This is a genomic window from Acinetobacter sp. 129952 (assembly GCF_056642055.1).
Map to the genome: position 1 here is coordinate 1 of NZ_JBWVSU010000014.1, position 19317 is coordinate 19317.

13 protein-coding genes and 4 pseudogenes are annotated in these 19317 nt (G+C 39.0%); 11 read left to right on the forward strand and 6 right to left on the reverse strand.

What is annotated here, in order from left to right:
• Window positions 1–95: pseudogene (locus AC1IR0_RS13315) on the forward strand (IS5/IS1182 family transposase); the annotation flags it as partial.
• A gap of 303 nt (window positions 96–398) precedes the next feature.
• Here the strand turns inward: AC1IR0_RS13315 and AC1IR0_RS13320 are convergent.
• A complete protein-coding gene (locus AC1IR0_RS13320) occupies window positions 399–1571 on the reverse strand; it encodes a replication initiation protein (protein WP_004647771.1) in 1173 nt (390 codons plus the stop codon).
• Between the two features lie 857 nt (window positions 1572–2428).
• Between AC1IR0_RS13320 and AC1IR0_RS13325 the strand changes: the two genes are divergently transcribed.
• A complete protein-coding gene (locus tag AC1IR0_RS13325; protein ID WP_004647772.1) occupies window positions 2429–3202 on the forward strand; it encodes a ParA family protein in 774 nt (257 codons plus the stop codon).
• A 13-nt stretch (window positions 3203–3215) separates the two neighbouring features.
• Entirely contained in the window at window positions 3216–4127 is a 912-nt protein-coding gene (locus tag AC1IR0_RS13330) for a ParB/RepB/Spo0J family partition protein (RefSeq protein WP_004647773.1), read from the forward strand.
• 50 nt (window positions 4128–4177) lie between these two features.
• Here the strand turns inward: AC1IR0_RS13330 and AC1IR0_RS13335 are convergent.
• A pseudogene (locus AC1IR0_RS13335) lies at window positions 4178–4892 on the reverse strand (IS5 family transposase).
• Window positions 4893–5781: 889 nt separating this feature from the next.
• Between AC1IR0_RS13335 and AC1IR0_RS13340 the strand changes: the two are divergent.
• Together AC1IR0_RS13340 and AC1IR0_RS13345 are read left to right on the forward strand one after the other, a co-directional pair.
• Entirely contained in the window at window positions 5782–6471 is a 690-nt protein-coding gene (locus AC1IR0_RS13340) for a GntR family transcriptional regulator (RefSeq protein WP_004647775.1), read from the forward strand.
• Between the two features lie 316 nt (window positions 6472–6787).
• A pseudogene (locus tag AC1IR0_RS13345) lies at window positions 6788–7285 on the forward strand (IS4 family transposase); the annotation flags it as partial.
• Window positions 7286–7304: 19 nt separating this feature from the next.
• On the opposite strand, the gene AC1IR0_RS13350 reads toward AC1IR0_RS13345, so the two are convergent.
• Complete coding sequence (locus AC1IR0_RS13350; RefSeq protein WP_004281965.1) at window positions 7305–7478, reverse strand: hypothetical protein; 174 nt, start codon at window positions 7476–7478, stop codon at window positions 7305–7307.
• 300 nt (window positions 7479–7778) lie between these two features.
• On the opposite strand from AC1IR0_RS13350, the gene AC1IR0_RS13355 reads away from it, so the two are divergent.
• Entirely contained in the window at window positions 7779–7955 is a 177-nt protein-coding gene (locus tag AC1IR0_RS13355) for a hypothetical protein (protein WP_479741468.1), read from the forward strand.
• A gap of 572 nt (window positions 7956–8527) precedes the next feature.
• Here the strand turns inward: AC1IR0_RS13355 and AC1IR0_RS13360 are convergent.
• A pseudogene (locus AC1IR0_RS13360) lies at window positions 8528–9534 on the reverse strand (IS30 family transposase).
• Between the two features lie 186 nt (window positions 9535–9720).
• On the opposite strand from AC1IR0_RS13360, the gene AC1IR0_RS13365 reads away from it, so the two are divergent.
• The 4 genes from AC1IR0_RS13365 to pnuC all read left to right on the forward strand — a co-directional run bounded on the left by AC1IR0_RS13365 (window position 9721) and on the right by pnuC (window position 14371).
• Complete coding sequence (locus AC1IR0_RS13365; RefSeq protein WP_479741469.1) at window positions 9721–10047, forward strand: hypothetical protein; 327 nt, start codon at window positions 9721–9723, stop codon at window positions 10045–10047.
• 299 nt (window positions 10048–10346) lie between these two features.
• On the forward strand, window positions 10347–11552 hold the full coding sequence (locus AC1IR0_RS13370) for a phosphotransferase enzyme family protein (protein WP_479741487.1): 1206 nt from the start codon (window positions 10347–10349) through the stop codon (window positions 11550–11552).
• Window positions 11553–11592: 40 nt separating this feature from the next.
• A complete protein-coding gene (locus tag AC1IR0_RS13375) occupies window positions 11593–13773 on the forward strand; it encodes a TonB-dependent siderophore receptor (protein ID WP_243475280.1) in 2181 nt (726 codons plus the stop codon).
• Window positions 13774–13801: 28 nt separating this feature from the next.
• Window positions 13802–14371, forward strand: a complete 570-nt coding sequence (gene pnuC / locus AC1IR0_RS13380) for a nicotinamide riboside transporter PnuC (RefSeq protein WP_479741470.1) — start codon at window positions 13802–13804, stop codon at window positions 14369–14371.
• A 177-nt stretch (window positions 14372–14548) separates the two neighbouring features.
• Here the strand turns inward: pnuC and exaC are convergent, their stop codons facing one another.
• Window positions 14549–16060 carry an acetaldehyde dehydrogenase ExaC gene (gene exaC, locus AC1IR0_RS13385; protein WP_479741471.1) on the reverse strand — a complete coding sequence of 504 codons (1512 nt, stop codon included), beginning with the start codon at window positions 16058–16060 and terminating at the stop codon, window positions 14549–14551.
• A 201-nt stretch (window positions 16061–16261) separates the two neighbouring features.
• Here exaC and AC1IR0_RS13390 point away from each other — a divergent pair, with 201 nt between their 5' ends.
• Window positions 16262–17443, forward strand: coding sequence for a transcriptional regulator (locus AC1IR0_RS13390; protein ID WP_243475281.1), 1182 nt, complete (start codon window positions 16262–16264; stop codon window positions 17441–17443).
• Between the two features lie 505 nt (window positions 17444–17948).
• Here AC1IR0_RS13390 and mdh read toward each other — a convergent pair.
• Window positions 17949–19121: an iron-dependent methanol dehydrogenase gene (mdh, locus tag AC1IR0_RS13395; RefSeq protein WP_086044961.1), complete on the reverse strand. Its 1173-nt coding sequence runs from the start codon at window positions 19119–19121 to the stop codon at window positions 17949–17951.
• Window positions 19122–19317: the final 196 nt, after the last annotated feature.

Sequence of the window (19317 nt, forward strand, 5' to 3'; positions counted from 1 at the left end):
TCGATATGACAAGCTCAAAAGAAATTATCAAAGTTCTGTTGCTTTAGCCTGTATATTTTTATGGCTACCTTTATAGGGTTAATTATGAACAGTAAATGTCAACAGACCCTAGTTATTTGTAGTCATAAATTTAGTCCCCACTTGTTTTTAAGTGGGGACTAAATTAAGGCTTATAGGATGAATTCATAAGGTGTGTTCAGCGAACACTTACGTTTTGAATAGATTTAAGGAATTAGGCAGACCTCATACCCAAGTTGTCACTTGAATTTGGATAACTTAGGGAAGATCTATCTCTAAAGCCTTTATCCAACAGAGTCGTTTTTATCCTAGGGTCCTTACCACTTGTATTCTTTACAAACATATATTTAAAAAAGTGTAGCAAGTTGCTACACTTTTCGCTAGATCAGCTCTTTACCAAAAATATCATTCAGTCTTTCACGAATACTTTGAACGAATTCTGGATTATTTTTAAGTTTATGCTTCATATTTCGTTTAAAGTCATTCAGCCCCATACCAATTTCAGCAAAATCCATTTGGAATAAAGTGTCATTAATGACAATATTTGCTTGAGAGTCAGTGAGGCATCCTACTTTTTTAAACCACTTCTTGAACTGCTGATAATTTTCATCATTATTAAAAATATACCAAGAACGTACATTCGTATCGAATTTAGCCCCTAATTCTTTTACGGATGCATTGTCTTCAAATGGAACATCAAGATAGATTTTTTCAATCACTGCAATTTCATCCAGTGCCTTATCAGCAATCCGATGATGCAGTTTAAAATTCACACCTACAATTGGACGGCCTTTCTTAACGGTTTCATACTCTAATTGTAGATCTGTATTTTCGTTAATTTCTGCCACTATTTTGTCTAATACATAGCGTCTAAAATCTACCCAGCGATCATATTTGGTTTCATTAATATCAATCAGTGCTTTCAAGTTTTCTAAAAGTAATGGCACTTCATAACTCTTTTGATTGGCGTACTTAAATTCGTTTTTAATGAAATAAGTATAAAGACTCATACTGGCAACAGAATCTAGGGCAAAAAGATGTTTTAGCTGATAGGTAGTAAAATTACCCCCAGCCAGTTGAGTGAAATACGGCAACACCTCACTAGTAAAACGAATCTGAATCGCATTTTTAGAGTCATCTTCCCATCTTAACTCACGGATAATGGGAACGACAGAATGTACTTTTTTAGTCTTTCTCTTACCATTATCAGCAGGCTCCTCAATAATAAAATGAGCTACCCGGGATGAAAGCTCTTTATAGATCCGATCTATTGCAACATTAATTGAGTTACGTTTATTTAATCCTAGTAAATCTGCCAAATCATCCTTATACAAATAAATATAAGTTTGTTCGGTAATTTCACCATCTACCCTATTTTTCTCACTATAATTCGCAACCGCCATTGCATATAGAAGTGCCTTATATTCATTGGATGACAACTCGATTGGGCGAATTAAGCGGTTACTGGTACTGACAACGCCATTATGGCGAATGTTGCCTATACAGTAGGGAATATAATTCGTTTCTTCTTGCAATGGTTCAGATTCTGTCATAACCGTGATATTTATAATTTGACTTAGTTTTTATATACAAAAGTGGAAAAACTTTCAAGACTTTCACCACAAGATTCTAAAAGTGGAAGGTCCGTCATCAAAAAAAAGCGTTATTATCCGATTTTTTGCCTTTAAAGTGGAATTAAATACAGTATTTCCACCCTACAGTGACAGACCTTCCACCTTTAGCCCCCGAAATTACAGTTTAGAATGACTATTTTTACTTTTTTCACCCACATTCAGATAGGTTAAGTTAAATAGAAACCCTGATGTGACAAGGCTTCCACCTTTCAGTTAGATTCGAAAGGTATAACTGCACATATAATCATCAGGAAATATCCAATAAAAACAGATTATCCACAGGTTAAGAACATACAGTGACAACCCTTCCACCTTTAAGGCTTAGTTACGAGACTTTATTAACATATTAAACAATTGTTTTTTAAATTATTTTTAAATAAAAATAGCGGTTTAAAAAATAGCAGTGACAAACCTTCCACCCTAGTGACAGACCTTCCACTTTAGAGTGACAAACCTTCCACTTTAGAGTGACAGACCTTCCACTTTAGAGTGACAGACCTTCCACTTTAGAGTGACAGACCTTCCACTTTATGGTGACAAACCTTCCACTTTTAAAACTCTAAGAATTTGTTTTATATAATAAAAATGCACTCTTAATTATTAATTAGCTAAATAACTAATTATTCTAATTATTAATTAAGCTAGCTTAGTTAAAGATTTATTTTTAAGCTGTTTTACATCTGAACAAATAGGATTTATAAATTTTAAAACTATAGTAAGATGAGTGAAAGTTATTTATATTACTAAACATTCAAATACGGAAGCATCTGACACGCATGTCTGCAAAAATTATTACTGTTGCTAACCATAAAGGCGGATGTGGCAAAACAACGACTGTTGTGCACCTAGCCTCAGAACTTGCCAATCTGGGCAACAAGGTTTTAGTCATTGATTTAGATCCTCAAGCAAACGCAAGTTTACACATTGGGATCCAACATCCAAGCGAAATTGTTGTGACTACAGCAGAATTACTAGTGGGCGATATTTCGTTGTTGGCAGATGCATTACAAGAAGAAACGAACTTTGAAAAAGTATCATTAATTTATGGTTCCTTGAATTTAGGAAAAACTGAAGACCAACTAAAAGAAGAAGCTCCCCGTCCTTCTGAAGAGTTAAATATCAAGTTAGAACTGTTAAAAGATCTTTATGATTTTATATTGATCGACTGTCCACCTAGTCTTAAATTATTAACCAGCAATGCCCTGGCATCTTCAACACATGTCATTATCCCTATCGAATCCGGATCACAATATGGATTGTATGGGGTAACAGATCTTTTAAATCATCTTGAAAAGATCAAACGTATTAATCCAGATTTAGAGCTTTTAGGCGCTTTACTAATTAAGCATGATGAACGTCAGAATGTCTGTAAGCTGATTCGGAATGAAGCCTTGAAACAGGTAGGAAAACTTTTAGAGACTACCATTCCTCAAAGTACTAAAGTTAATCAAGCAGCGATTCTGCAACAATCACTTTTGAACGTAGAAAAAAATTCAAAAGTACGTAAGGCTTTTGAAAGCCTTGCCAATGAAATTGTAGCTAAAGTTTAAACCTGAGAGTATTATGGCAAGCACCAAAGAGCTTTTAGCTCAGAAACTGAAACAGAATACAGAAAAACATCAGCAAGCACAGAAAGACAATATTAGAGAGCTGAAAGAGTTTAGACGTAATGTTCCTATTGAGGATATCAGCCGTAGTCCAAACCAGCCGCGTAAATTATTTGAAGAGTCACAATTAAAAGAACTGGCGGATTCCATTGACGAAGTCGGTCTTTTGCAGCCCATTACAGTGCGTAAACTGGATAATCTGAAATATGAACTCATTGCAGGCGAGCGGCGCTTACGGGCGCACCATTTACTCGGCAAGTCTGTGATTGAAGCCATTATCATTGATGCGAATAATGTAGAAGCATCTTTGTTAACCTTAGCAGAGAATTTAAAGCGTCAGGACCTGACAGATTATGAAATTTTTATTGGCCTGAACTCACTTGATGAGAAGTTAAAGAAAAACAAGCAACGTTTAGCCAATTCACTGGGTTTAAATCGCGAAGATATGTACAAGTATTTAGCGTACGAAAAACTGCCTCAAGTAATTTTAAATGACCTTGATGTGGAACCAGGCCTACTAGGTCGTACTGCTGCAACTGCATTCAAAAAATTTCTGTCGGATCATATAGAGCAACTTTCTGAGGCCGAAAAGGCTTTGCTAGGGGCTTGGGAAAAAGTAAAAGACAAAAAACTAGAGCAAAGTAAAGTTACTGCCTATGCTGAAAAAATATTGAGTCAGGATCCAGGAAAACTGACCACAACATCTGTGGTTAGAAAAATTGAATATGCAGGTAAGATTGCGGGGAATATCAAACTCAATCAAAAACAGCTTAAGGTTTCTCTGAATATCTCGGAAATTGACGAAGCTAGTCTCTTACAACTAGAAGATTTTTTAAAACAGCTGATTCAGAAAAGTGAAAAAGTGTAGCAATTTGCTACACTTTTTTTTGACAATCTCAAACTAAGGCGTGTCATCAATTAAGCCAGATAGATCGCTGATAAGAAGTTTTGAGCCAATTTATCATAGCGTGTGGCAATAGGACGATATTGTTTGAGCTTGGCAAAAAATTTCTCGATCAGATGTCTTGCCTTGTAGATATGTCAATCATAATCACGCTGATCAATAGAATTACTTTTCGCTGGCATCACAACTTGACCCTTCGCCTCTAAAATTAGATCAATGACCCGATCCCTGGAGTTGTAGGCTTTATCCATAAGCCAGGTCTGGCTCAACGATAAGTCCAGCAACACATCTGAACCGTTTAAGTCATGAACCTGCCCATCCGTGAGATAAAATCCTGTCGGGTTGCCTAAAGCATCAGTACGGGCATGAATTTTGGTGCTTAAGCCCCCTTTACTGCGCCTATTCGCCTGATTTCCCCCCAGCGCTGTGTTGGTAAGCACGTACAATGGGGTGCAGTCTAACATCACATATTCATTGTCACGGTCATGTGACAGCACTTCAAAGACTCTCTGCCACACACCTGTTTTAGCCCAAAGACTAAAACGAGTATGCACTACTCTAAAATCACCGAAGCGTTCGGGTAAGTCTCGCCACGGGATACCTGAACGATAGCGCTTCAACAAATAGTCGGTTATCTTTGGCCGTTACTCCAACAGTACCCATTCGTCCAGGTAACAGATCTTTAACCTGTTCCCACCAATCATCTATTAATGCATAGCGTTTATTCATGAAGAAATTATGAGGACCGGTAGGATTTTCTCAAGCTAATTGATGACACCCTAATTCAAAATAAAAAAAGGTTTTTAAATATTATTTCTATAAGTCAATGTGACATTGACTTATACCAGGTTTTAATTGACTCAGCTTAGATAGTGTATGGGGGCCTAAAAAATTAATTAATTTATGTCTATAGAAAAAATAGAAATAAATGTTCATATATCAATGATATATGGTTGTTTTTTATAATAAATAGCCTAAGCAATTATTAGTAAATATATGTTTTTTGGATATGGTATAATTAGCTAAAAATCCAGACATCAGTGGTAAATTAAAATAAATCTTAAAATATGCCAGCCTTAAACCACAGCTTTAATTTTTGCCTACAGACAGCAGCCCAAGACGTTACCTAGTGTCACGTTACGGAACCACACTCAGTGAGCTTGCCGAATTCAACAGATCTAGAGATCTTAGTATATTGCCCTATAAATCCCATTTTCTTAAAGATTACCTTTAGATAGTCAAAGGCATTCAAGTGTACAGATAGGGACTGTGCCAGGAAACGTGCTAGTATGGAGGTGGGCAATAACTGCTTAGAATCAAGGTACGTGATTTTCTCAGTCGACTATTACGAATAGCCGCCATTTGGTAGATGCCTTTTAGTTAGATTGAACCGTCACTACTCTCCTAGACAAATTTAGTCTATTCTTTTTGCATAAATGATAACATTATGAATGGACAACGATATTCTCTCAGAATCACGTATTAATCATGCTGCTAAACATTCTCATTAAAACAAGGGAATGCATCTTTTTACTGATCGTACCTTGTTTTTAATTTTCCTCTGTTCTTTAATTTAGTACTATCTTTATCATTTATGAGCACTCACTGGATTCACTGAATGAAGTATATGGAAATCAGAGATTTGATTGAGGCTGAATTGAAAAATTATAGTTCTAATCAAATGATTCCATCCGAACGGTACTTGGCATTAAAGTTTGACTGTTCAAGGGAAACAGTGCGTAAGGCCTATGAACAGCTTCGTGCCGAAGATAAAATTTTCAAACGGCAAAATCTCGGCTGGTTCGTGAGTAATAAAAAAATTCAATATTCTCCAAACTCAATTGAAAATTTTCGTTCTTATATGAAGGCACAGGGTTTTAATGTCAGAACTGAACTAATCTCGACCAGACAGTTGGAGCGATTGGATCACAGTAATCTTTTTAGTGAAGAAAATCGTAAATTGGGCTTTATTGAAATTATTCGTTTACGTTATGCTGATGATGTACCTGTACTTCTAGAATATAATTATTTACCTGTTGCGCTGTTTCCAAATGTGCTGAATTATGATGTGATTACTTCGGTACAAGATGTCATTAAAAATCACTTTCATTATAATTACACGAGTAGTCAGTTAAAAATTAAAAATACCGGTGTGTCTCATTTTGAGAGCCAGCACTTAGGTATTCCTTTAAGTCAAACCGCCACTTATATTGAACGTATTTCAAAATCAGATGATCTAGTGATTGAATATGACATCGAAATCTGGTCACAGGACAAAATTGAAATGACCTTAGATATTCAAGCATAAGCTTATATTTATATCCTGCCCATTCAAATCCTAAGAAGTTAAATGGTTTTAGGATTTTTTTTATTTTCTTAGATTAGCATTAGACCGCCTTCATAAATCATTCTTACTCAGTTGCAAATTATAAATTCCAGCAACTAGATTGAATCTCAAAAGGGGGGCTTTTAGCTCTATTGCGATAACGTTCTGAAAGCATTTTGAAAGTTTTTAGACTGCCAATCCATACTTAATTTCTATTCTTCTTTATTGATTTCCTGATTATAGATTTTTAGTTCAGGATCCAGTTTACAGCGGCTTTTGGCCTCTAATGGCAACAGGGTATTGGGAAGCGCGTTTGATTGAGGTTAAGCAGGCAGGGAAAATTAGACGTTATATCACTTTATTAATGGACCCAAAGACATATCCACTGATAGGCTTGGCGAAGCTTTATGCTCAGCGCTGGGAAATAAAAATGTGTTACCGAGAAATCAAAAGTGATTTACAGGAGGGCAAGCATTTGAGGAGCAAGCAACCTGATTTATTTTATCAAGAATTATGGGGGGTATTGCCTATAATATTCTAAGAAGACAATGAAACATATGGCTCAACGTGCAAAAGTCAGTCCTTTGAGAACCAGCTTTCATATTGCATCTATTGGCATTCTGAATATATTAAGATTCGACTCTTTAGACTCCGCAGGTAATTTACCTAAACATTTAGAAAGTTTACTGGAAAAATCTAAGAGATATGTTTTGCCTGAGAGGGAGTGAGGAGTTGCCCACGAGTTATGAAAGGGACACCACAGAAATACCCAAGAAAATGCCAGTCAATTTCTTAACTGACCGGCATTCCTTTAATTAAGGGCTTTCAGATGATTCAGATTTTTTGTCTTTCTCATTTCCATAATCTAAAGCAACCTGTTGTGCTTCGGCGGCGGCAGTTGCTTCTATTGGAATGGATTCATCTGCAATAGCTACTGTTCCAGTAAATCCAAATAAGCTCAGGATTAGAATCTTTGAATACTTTTCCATCTGAATTTCCTCTATGTTTCTAAAACTTAATTTCAGTGTAGAGGCTAAGTTTAAATTCCGATGTATGAGCTATGTCTGCGTATGTAAGATATTCAGGATCCAAGTTATAGAACCTTGGGTTTAGGTAAGAATACTTATCGGATGAGTTTTTTTTGTAGCGTTAATTGGCCAAATACAGACCGATTTTCTTAAAAATCTTTTATAGCGAAGATAATTTAATGGCAAATTATAAAAAGAGCATAGCAAATGGTCAACTGCGGTAATCCCCCCTACAATAAAATCCAAGAAGAAATAAACAATATGGAACCAGGTACGATGAAATGGATCAGCAATAATATTGAGTTAAATGAAATGCAGGGTGTCCATACTTTCTTATTAAGTTTAGAAGAAGAAGGTGGTGTTAATATGATCGCAGTAGGTCATGAGTCTTATACAGGAAATCGCCTAGTACATAAGGTTAAGTTTGAAAAGAATTAGCACCTCCTTTGAGAGATTTTTCTTTACCAGCCTTATTTTTGTAACATCCAGTAATTTTTTTGTAACCTTATTGTTATTTATTGTTCACTTTGTTTATTATATAAAAGATGAAAGGTGGAGAATTTAAGATGCTCACTAAGGTCGAAGCCATTGTCATTTCACTAATGGTAATTGCATTAATACTCATTATTTATGAAATGGGACAAGGACTTAATTGGACTTTATAAAGGCTTTCTCAGCTTAAAAAAGTCCTCAACTGATGGCATTAATTTATTTGTCAGAAGTTTCAAAATTTTGATCTTACCCTGGGCTGACTAAAGATGAATAATATCTATATTGGTGATATTGTTTACCTAGTTTACGGTAGTCATCCAATGATGGTTGAAAAATTGCAGGATAATTTAGTTACTTGTATATGGTTCAGTGATAAAAAACATTTTTTCCGTGAGAATTTTCCCTTAAATATCTTAATAAAAAAACGTAATTCAACAAAATATACCTGTATAGATTAAGCTTGAAAATTATCTTAAAGCTTCAATAGAACTGAATCAAAGCACCTTAGGCGGGCGAATTCAAACATGAGGTGCGATAGTTTCAAAAGCCTTATGATAATCAATAAGCTGAGAAAATTTCTCTAATAGTGTAAGCCAATCTAACGCTTTTCTAGGACGAGTATTCAGTGACATGGCAACTTGATTTAAATAATGCTGATCTGCCTGATTTAAATCAATCCCTTTAGGTAAATATTGCCTAATTAAACCATTCATATTTTCGCATGTGCCTTTTTGCCATGGTGAATGTGGGTCACAGAAATATACATCTATGCCTAAATTCTACCATCTCACGTCCACGGTCATAGGTCAACGTTTCACGCAGTTCTCAGGTAAATATTTCAGAGCTTTAGTTAAAGCCTTGCGCACTGATTCTGCCTTTGCATCAGATAATGTTGCCAAGATACAGAGCTGTGTATTTCGTTCAATAAGTGTTGCTATCGAACTTTTATTGTCTTTACCTTTAATTAAATCGGCTTCCCAATGACCCGGTATCTTTCTTGAACTTCGGCTGGGCGCTCATGAATAGTTTTAATATCCTGTAATATAGAATCTTTTTTAGGTTCACCGTTAGCTTTTCGCTTTTTATTTTCATGATGCAGACAGGATAATAAGTCTTTTTTCAACTCACCCTTTGGTAATGCTCGTATCGTTGAATAAATCGTTGTATGGCTTACATTCATTGTTTGATCCAAATCAGGAATTGTCTTTAAACGCTTCGATATTTGCTGAGGAGACCATAAACAACGGATCGCTTCAACAATAAATCTCCAGAGGATTGAATCGATTTTGAGCTTTCTGTGACTACGTCTACGTCTACGTCTAGCGAAGGTGTTATCAGAAGCATATCGAGCTTGATAAACGTCATTGATACTATTTCTTTTAAGCTCACCATAGATCGTACTTGGATGTCTTTTAATGAGTTCGGCAAATTTTCTTGGTGAAAAGCCTTCTTTTCTTGACTCAAGCATTAATGCAGTACGATCTTCAAAGTTAAGATGATGGTATGAAAATTTTATATACTCCATACCCTTTAAATTAATTAGGTGGTTTATGTCGCACTTCAAGTTTTACTCTGCCTTGCCTCTAATATTATTGAGAAACTGATTGATCAAAGTATTTCAAATTAAGAAATAAATAATTTTATATTTAGCTCTGATGGGATAACCATTAGGGTATTTTTTTATCATTAAAATCTAATTTGAGACATCATTATGAATGATTTTTTTCTAGAAACGAATCGAAGCATCAAAATCAATGACATTGAAGTTCGTCAGATACAGATGAAAGACTTCGATACTTGGGCAATCCATGCTGAGCCGTTAAAGAACTTCATTAAAGACCAAAAGCATTCAAATGAAATTTTGAGAGGGTTATTCAAAGCTCATAGTGTACAGGTCATTTCGACCATGGCATGTGTTACTGATCTGAACAATGAATCACTGGTAGAATTTGCTGCTGATAAACAGGGATTTAAAGAGCTACTTAGTGAAGTCATGAAAATGAATTACGGTACATTTCAAAACTACGTTATCACTTGAACTGAGGATAAGAAAGCTTGTTTGAATCGATATATTTCATCCGCAGATTATGTGCGAATGCTAAGAAATCTGGAGTTCGAATATTAACCAAAAAGAAGATCATTTTCTGATTTATGTGAGAGATCTATTCTATTTTTATATTTATAAGGCTAAACTTGCCTTCAATTTAATACTGGTATGTACCACTTAATTTTAGGGCGTGTCTTCAATATTAAATGTATTTAAAAATACTATTTGCATGTTCGCCTAAACGATGATTTTCCATTATTAGATAATGATCTAGCTCAGGAATAGTGATGATGACCATAATTACCAATGATTTAGGTCATGGTATGGGCAATGCCTGGGAAAATAAAGACTGGGCACATATTTCTGATCCAGAATTACAAAGCCTGCAGCAGCAATATTCCTGTTTACAAGGTCATTTTGAGATTTTGTGGTATAGTCCCCGGCCATTTTCATCTGCGGCTCTGGTCAAGGTGGAGCAGGATTTTGTGATCAGGGATGAAGCAGTCGCGCATCAGTATTTGATTAAGCGCAGCCATTGTTCCTTTCGTCGTGCCCGCGATATTTTACAGGAGCATGCCGTTCTTCAGCATTTAGCTAGCAAAGAAATTCCTGTTGCAGCATTGATTAGCTCAAATCAAGGTCTGACCGCTTTAGAGCTAGGTAACTGGACCTATGAAGTCTATGCAAAAGCAGCCGGCTTAGATCTGTATGCAGATCAGCAATCCTGGAAACCTTTTTTCTATGCTGAACATGCTGCGAAAACGGGGCAATTGCTGGCAAAGTTACATATGGCCATGCAGGATTTTCCTGAGCAGCAAGGCCGATCAGCATCTTATTTAGTGTCCAATCAGCAACTTTTAGACAGTGAAAATATCGTTACAGCCATTCAACGGCGCATTGCAAACAGTCCAGAATTAAGCCGTTACTTTGCCGACAAAAATTTGGATCCTTACTTTTTAGATCAAATCTTACAGGTTCACCAGCGTATTCAGCCTGTATTGCAACAAGCAAGCAGAATTTGGACCCATAACGATTTACACGCTTCTAATCTATTTTGGTCATCGCCAGATGCCAAAGCTGAGATTACTGCCGTGATTGATTTTGGTTTATCTGACCGAAACTCGGCAATTTATGATCTGGCAGTGACGATTGAACGTAATTTCATTGATTGGTTGGAATTAGAGCAGAACCCACATATTCAGATTGATGAAGCCGGTTTAACCGCTTTTCTCCATGCTTATTTTTCCGAAATACATCCACAAGAAGATTTTAGTATTTTGCCAGAACTGCTGAAAATCGTGCATCTAGATTTCGCTTTTTCAGAGCTGGAGTATTTTGTGGGTATTACCCACAACCTCAACCATGCAGATGCGGCTTATTACGACTGGATTATCGGTCATGTGGACTGGTTCTTTGGCGAACAAGGCCAACAATTTACCCAGACTTTAACTCGGCTCATTCAACATGAATTGCAAGCTTCTCAATGCTCTCTCTAAACCCAGCATCATCACCCACTTCACAGACATAAGGTTTCGTATGAACACTCGTCAACTCAAACAGAATGTATTAACTCGATCTTTAAATATGATCATTCTGTCGCAGCTGTGTTTAGCCCCGCTGACTTATGCTGAAGACGCTGTGCAACAGCTTGACACGATTGTTATCACCGCCGATCAAAGCATTCCTTACTCGAGTGCCAAAGTGAATGTTGAAGGATTTGCTACGAACAGTCTGCAAAAACTCCCTGCATCGGTCTCTATCTTGACTGCCGATCTCATTGCTGAACAACATGCTCGTGTGCTGAGCGATGTGGTAAAAAATGATGCAGCCATCGGTGAGGGCTATGCTGCAATTGGCTATTATCCAAACTTTGTCTCGCGTGGCTTTGCACTCGATTTGGCATCAAGCTACCTTATTAATGGCAATGTGATTCGTGGTGAACAAAATGTTGCACTTGAAAACAAAGAACGTGTGGAAATTTTAAAAGGCATTTCCGCGATTCAAAGTGGTATGTCGACCCCGGGTGGTGTGGTCAATTATGTCACCAAGCGACCTAAAGATATCCAGGCCCTGACATTCTCTGCTGATCAACATGGACAGTTTTCAGTGGCAACTGATCTAGGTGGTTTTTGGGGTGATGAGCAACAATTCGGATATCGCATCAATCTGGTGAATGAACAGATTGAGTCTTATGTCGATCATGTGGATGGTGAACGCTATTTAGCGGCATTGGCCTTAGATTGGAAAACATCTGAGCAATCTAAATTGGAATTTGATCTTGAAGCACAGCGTTCCGAACAAAAATCAGTGCCAGGTTATCAATTACTCGATGGCAAAGTCCCAGAAAATGTGAAATGGGATCGATTGCTGGGTTATCAGACTTGGGGTAAACCGGTCAAGATCGATAGTCTGAATAGCAGTTTAAAATATAGCTATGCTTTGAATAGTGACTGGAACCTGGGACTCGTTGCAGCACACAGTAAATCCAGAGTTGATGACTATTCAAGCTTTGCTTATGGTTATTATCGGGAAGGCTGTCTGGAAGAGTATTCCTGTAACACGTTTGGTAAAGCTGGCGAGTATGATATTTATGATTTTCGTAATCCGGATGACACCTTTAAAACCAATCAATTTAAAGTCAAATTGGATGGGGTGATTGATACCAATTGGGTACAACATCACCTTAACTTTGATTTGACTTACACCGATAAATCTAGAAATCGTTACAACGGTATAAACCAGTACATAAATTCAGAAGACTATGTTGGTAATATTTACCAAGATACCTACGACAGGATCCCAGAAGAAGGAAATCTAGGTCCTTATTTTAAAGCTTTAGACAGTAAACAAACTGCATTGACGTTTCTTGATCGTATTGAATGGAATGAACATTGGACCACTTTGATTGGCGGAAAATGGATCGAGCTGGATGAACAAGCATATGATGCAGATCGGGTAAAAGTCCGCGATACTGATTTAGGCAAATTTTTACCGCAATTTGCGATCAGCTATAGCCCCTTGGAATCGACTACCGTCTATGCCTCGTATGCTAAAGGCCTGTCAGATGGAAAAACAGCGCCTTGGTTTGCAGAGAATGCGGCTGAAACTCTAGCACCGATCTATTCAGAGCAATATGAAATTGGTTTCAAACAACAGATCCATGATTTCCTGTTGACTGCAGCCGTTTTTGATTTACGTCAGGACAATCAATATAGCAAGCCGATTTCAGGACTTCGCTATTTTATTGCGGAAGGCGAACAGCATAGTCAGGGCCTGGAATTAGGACTGAATGGTGCATTAACCGACCATCTGGCCTTAACTTCATCTTTAGCCTTGACCAAAGCCCGTTTAGAAAATGTGGAAGCGGTTGAATATGGTAATCATCAGGCGCAAAACGTGCCAAAAGCTCGTTTCGCAACACATCTTCGCTATAACGTACCGAGCATTGCAGGTTTCACTGTTCTGGCAGGTGGTCAATACAGTTCCAGCAAATATGCCAACAAAGAGGGTGCTGCGAAAGTTGCAGGTTATAGTGTGGTTGATTTAGGCGCTGCTTATCAATTTAAGCTAAATACGACCGATGCATTGCTGCGCTTGAATATTAATAATCTGTTCAACAAGAAATACTGGCGTGATGCAGGTGAATTTTTGGGTGATGATTATTTATTCTTGGGTTCGCCGCGTACAGCAACCTTGTCATTCAATCTGAACTTCTAAATTGGCTGCTTAATCAGGTTATATTGCTATGGAAAATATAGAAATTGCAGCGTTTATTTTAAACGTTTTAGGTGTCTGGTTGACCTCCAAACAATATAAAGTCTGCTGGTTGGTGAATATTGTCGCTGTATTTTTATATATGATTATTTTTTATCGTGTCAATTTATTTGCAGACGCAGCATTACAAGCCGTATTTATCTTGATGCAACTGTATGGCTGGTATAGCTGGACGAAAAAAGATCAAGATCAGGATCTCAGCGTACAAGTTGGCTATTTGAATCAGAAAATCTGGGTATATAGCCTGATTGTGGGTATCGTCGCTGGTCTGGTGATTGGCGCTTTATTTGCTCATTTCACCACAGCATCACTCCCTTGGTTGGATTCCATGTTAGCCTCTTTTAGCTTGGTGGCAAGTTATTGGGCGGCAAAAAAATATATTGAAAGCTGGGGATTATGGTGTGTGTTAGATGTGATTTATGTCGGCATGTATAGCTATAAGTCATTGTATTTAACCGCCGTGCTTTATTTTATTTTTATTCTTCTGGCACTCAATGGCTGGAGAATGTGGCGAAATCTTTATAGAGTGAAATTATCTTGAAATGACACTATTGCAAATAGAAATTTGAGGTGATGCTCTTTCCTTTAAAAAAAGTATTTATAGACTAAAAACTTTATTTGAATTGGCCGCAGCTTGAAGATGTTGCTGATATTTTGTGAAAGCTAGCTACCATACATTCAAAGCGAACCGAAGTTCGCTTTGAATGTATTTCACTTCTTAAAAGAACCCGGCTGGTTTGGTCGAATAGCTGACTAGCAAGTTTTTAGTCTGCTGATAATGATCCAGCATCATTCTATGATTCTCACGCCCAATCCCTGATTTTTTATAACCACCGAAAGCCGCATGGGCAGGGTAGATGTGATAACAGTTAGTCCAGACCCGACCTGCCTGAATAGCACGGCCTGCACGGTAAGAGGTATGCGCTGAGCGTGACCAGACACCGGCACCGAGTCCATAAATCGTATCATTGGCGATCTTGATCGCATCATCAAAGTCTTTAAAGGTGGTCACAGCCAATACAGGCCCGAAGATTTCATCCTGGAAGGTCTTCATGTCATTGGTGCCTTTAAAGATAGTCGGCTCAATATAGAAACCTTGACCCACTTCCTGACGTGCTTCACCACCAGTCAGGATCTGTGCGCCTTCTTCACGACCAGTGGCAATACAGCCCAGAATCTTGTCCTGCTGTTCCTGTGAGGCTTGCGCGCCAATCATGGTGTCAGTATCCAGCGGATGCCCGGTTTTAATCCGTTTCACCCGTTCAACGGCACGCGCCAGAAATTCGTCAGCAATACTTTCCTGGATCAGCGCACGCGATGGACAGGTACAGATTTCACCCTGGTTCAGGGCAAACATGGCAAAGCCTTCCAGAGCTTTATCCAGATAATCGTCTTCCTGATCCATAATGTCGGCAAAGAACAAGTTTGGTGATTTACCGCCAAGTTCCAGAGTCACCGGAATAATATTTTCAGTCGCATATTGCATGATCATCTGACCCACTGCGGTGGAACCGGTAAAGGCAATCTTGGCAATACGGGGATTGGTCGCCAGTGGACGGCCGACTTCGACCCCATAGCCATTGACGATGTTCAATACGCCCGGGGGTAAAATGTCCTGAATCAGTTCAGCCAGCACCAGAATACTAACCGGAGTCTGTTCCGCAGGTTTCAGCACGATACAGTTACCTGCAGCCAGGGCAGGTGCCAGTTTCCAGGCAGCCATCAGAATCGGGAAGTTCCACGGGATAATTTGACCCACGACGCCCAACGGTTCATGAAAATGATAAGCAATGGTATCTTCATCGATTTCGGAAATGCCGCCTTCCTGTGCACGGATACAGCCGGCAAAATAACGGAAATGGTCAATGGCCAGCGGAATATCGGCAGCCAGCGTTTCACGGATCGGTTTGCCGTTGTCCCAAGTTTCTGCCACAGCCAGCAGTTCCAGATTTTGTTCCAGACGATCTGCAATTTTCAACAGAATATTGGAGCGGGTGGTCGGTGATGACCGGTTCCATTGCTCTTTGGCTTTGTGTGCTGCATCAAGCGCCAACTCAATGTCTTCTACAGAGGAACGCGGCACTTTGGTAAAGACTTTGCCATCTACCGGAGAAATGTTGTCAAAGTATTCACCTTTGACCGGAGCGACCCATTCGCCGCCAATAAAATTCTCGTATTGTGCTTTAAAATGAACTTTTGAATCAGGTTGATTAGGATCGACGTAACGCATATTTATTTCCTTTGCTTATTTTCGTATGGCAAAACCGCTTCTACAGCTTTGGTATAAGGTACTTCTGCACCTTATTTGATTAATATAACTGGTATAAGGTTGGAAAAAGGTTGGGGCTAGCATGTTCACGATATTTTCATCCATTTTAAAAAAATAACGATTACAGCGGATGTAAATCATGAATTGTTGTGAGAATAAGGAATGATGACAAAACAAGATTTGATGGAAAAAAGGCACAATACTGATCAGCTTCGGCAAAACAGCAGTTTGTCTCCCTTACATGCAGAACAGCTGGGACAGAGTATTGCCAGCTCCTGGCAACGTTCATCCTCGGCTGAAATCCCGAAGAATCGTTTAGCAGCACCGCTGACGGATTTAAAAAAGACCACTTCTTCCTCAACTTTAGCCCAAGCCCTGCAACATTGTGCTCAGGATTTAAAACATATTGCCGAGCAATCTTCTATGGTGCTGGCGGTCGGAGATATCGGCAGCACCATCATTTGGGCAGCTTCTAGCCCACAAATGCAAAGTGCCGCAGAAAGTGTACATTTTATTGAAGGTGGGCAATGGCGCGAAGAGCTAGTCGGAACCAATGCATTGGCATTATCCTTAAAAACTCAACAATCCAGCTGTGTCTTTTCCAGTGAACATTACATGTCCTCCATTCATGATTGGGTTTGTTACGCTGCCCCGATTATTGATCCCTATTCAAAACAGGTCTTAGGTGTCATTGATCTGTCGACTACCTGGCCAAAGCATAACAGTTTAGCACTACTAGCTGCGGAGCGCTGTGCTACGATCATCCAGTCGGCTCTACTAGAATGCCAGAAGCAGCGCCTGTTTATTCGAGCTTTTTCAGTACCTCAAGTGCTGTTTAATGGCAAGATGCTGGTTCTGACTCCTCGACAGATTGAAATTCTAGCCATTCTGGCCTTATGTCCGCAGGGCCTGAGTCTAGATACCTTGCATCAAGCCTTATATGGCGAGCGCAAGGTCAGTATGGGGACTTTAAAAGCAGAAATGTCACAATTACGCGATTTATTAGGTGGTATGCTGGGTTCCAGACCCTATCGTTTATTGGCGCATGTAGAGGCTGATTTTTTAATGACAGAGCAATCTTTAGATGCTGGGTATATCGATTCAGCCTTGAAATTATGTACCGGCGTATTTCTGGCCAAAACAGAAAGTCCATTTCTATGCGCCTGGAGAGATTGTCTGGAATCACGCCTGAGCGATGCCATTTTCAAGGCTAATGAAACCGATGTCTTGCTGAAACATGTGGCACATTTTCCTGAAGCGATTGATGCTGTAGAACGCCTGATTGAACTGATGCCCAAAAACCATCCCGTTCATCAGACTCTGTTAAAATATAAAAATCTTTAAAGCTGATGTAAATGTCGGTACAAAGCTAAACAGTTAAAATAGGAATATTCTGGAATATTAAGTATTATCCTTGCTTACTGTGAGTTTACTTATTAATTTAGACTGAACCTGATCCTAAAATTTTTATCAGTGGCTACCCAGTTTGCCGTTTGCCTAGCTGCTTGATATCAGCTACGCTCACCTTCATGTCATTTGAAGGACGCGCAGTTTATTCCTCAGGGATCAAATATAATCGTAAGATAATACGCTATGAAATTTTATTTATGGCTAGAACGGGCTAAAAAAATAGTGGCATTTTTCTACCATGGGATTAATGTCGATATTAATAATGAAGGGGACTTCATAAAAAAGAAACACCCCCCGCTTTTATCCTCTTATGAAGGCAAAAGGATCAGCCAGGAACAGGAAAATGCATGTCTGCTCTTGGCACACTTCCTCAGGAAGTGAAACAGGGGCTGTTAAAAATGTAAGTCAGATACTTGGAGAGAATACTTACATTGAGGTACTACATCGCCGCTTTAAAAATATCTACCACTTGGGCATGGTTGGCTTTACGTGGATTGGTCAACATGCAGGCATCTTTTTGTGCATTTTCCGCCATGATGGCCAAGTCAGCTTCTTTTACATTCAATTCCGTCAGCCCAGATGGAATACCAATTGAAGCCGAAAGCTGACGAATGGCGCCAATCGCTTCATAAGCTGCTTCAGTTACGGTTAAGCCTTCTGTATTCACCCCCATCAATTGGGCAATTTTGGCATAACGTTCAGGACAAGCAATCAGGTTAAATTCACAAACATGGGGGAGCAGAATTGCATTACAAACACCATGCGGCAAGTTGTAGAAGCCTCCGAGCTGATGTGCCATCGCATGCACATATCCTAAAGAGGCGTTGTTAAAGGCCATTCCGGCAAGATATTGGGCATAGCTCATGGCATCCCGTGCTTCCAGATTATCCCCATTCGCCACTGCCAGGCTAAGCCATTCGCTGATCATGGTAATCGCCTTTTCTGCACAGGCATCAGTGATTGGATTTGCTGCCGTAGACACATAAGCTTCTACTGCATGCGTCAAGGCATCCATACCTGTTGCCGCAGTCAGCCCTGCAGGTTTGGCCAACATAAGTTTAGGGTCATCAATCGCAATGAGTGGTGTACAACGCCAATCTACAATCGCCATTTTCACATGGGTATCGGTATTGGTAATGATACAGAAACGTGTCATCTCCGAAGCTGTCCCTGCCGTAGTATTGATTGCAATCAGTGGTGTCATCGGGACGGTACTTTTATCAATCCCTTCATAATCACGGATATGTCCGCCACCTGCAGTGACTAGACCAATGCCTTTGGCACAGTCATGTGAGGAACCCCCACCTAACGATACAATAAAATCACAGGCATTTTCATTATAAGCTGTAACTCCATGATGCACGTTAATATCAGTTGGATTGGGTTCCGCGCCTGGGAAAATATAACTGTCAACACCCGCCTCTTTCAAATAATTTGCAATATCATCTGCAACACCAAATTTAAACAGCCCCGCATCAGTTACAATCAGCGCTTTCTTGGCACCTAAATTTTGTGCTTTTATCCCGATTTCTTTAGCACAGCCCGGACCAAAAAGTGAAACACAGGGAATATAAAAACCGTTAGTTTGATCTGAAATATTTTTAAAAGCCATGGCGTGATTCCTTCTACCATTAATTGATTATTTTATCGGTGACCCTCACCGTAATATAAGTATTGGATGAAGTTAAAAAGAATCCTACCTACCAAATACCTACCAATTTAAATTTCTGATTCTAGCCAAAATAATGAATCTGAAATATTTAAAAGTAGGTTGCCAAGGTTTAGCAGATACTGGGTAGATTGGTTCA

Coding starts and splice junctions, on each gene's coding strand:
- AC1IR0_RS13330 (WP_004647773.1), top strand. CDS start 3,216: ATGGCAAGCACCAAAGAGCTTTTAGCTCAGAAACTGAAACAGAATACA.
- AC1IR0_RS13325 (WP_004647772.1), top strand. CDS start 2,429: ATGTCTGCAAAAATTATTACTGTTGCTAACCATAAAGGCGGATGTGGC.
- AC1IR0_RS13350 (WP_004281965.1), bottom strand. CDS start 7,478: ATGGAAAAGTATTCAAAGATTCTAATCCTGAGCTTATTTGGATTTACT.
- mdh (WP_086044961.1), bottom strand. CDS start 19,121: ATGGCTTTTAAAAATATTTCAGATCAAACTAACGGTTTTTATATTCCC.
- exaC (WP_479741471.1), bottom strand. CDS start 16,060: ATGCGTTACGTCGATCCTAATCAACCTGATTCAAAAGTTCATTTTAAA.
- pnuC (WP_479741470.1), top strand. CDS start 13,802: ATGGAAAATATAGAAATTGCAGCGTTTATTTTAAACGTTTTAGGTGTC.
- AC1IR0_RS13355 (WP_479741468.1), top strand. CDS start 7,779: ATGGAACCAGGTACGATGAAATGGATCAGCAATAATATTGAGTTAAAT.
- AC1IR0_RS13365 (WP_479741469.1), top strand. CDS start 9,721: ATGAATGATTTTTTTCTAGAAACGAATCGAAGCATCAAAATCAATGAC.
- AC1IR0_RS13340 (WP_004647775.1), top strand. CDS start 5,782: ATGAAGTATATGGAAATCAGAGATTTGATTGAGGCTGAATTGAAAAAT.
- AC1IR0_RS13375 (WP_243475280.1), top strand. CDS start 11,593: ATGAACACTCGTCAACTCAAACAGAATGTATTAACTCGATCTTTAAAT.
- AC1IR0_RS13370 (WP_479741487.1), top strand. CDS start 10,347: ATGACCATAATTACCAATGATTTAGGTCATGGTATGGGCAATGCCTGG.
- AC1IR0_RS13320 (WP_004647771.1), bottom strand. CDS start 1,571: ATGACAGAATCTGAACCATTGCAAGAAGAAACGAATTATATTCCCTAC.
- AC1IR0_RS13390 (WP_243475281.1), top strand. CDS start 16,262: ATGATGACAAAACAAGATTTGATGGAAAAAAGGCACAATACTGATCAG.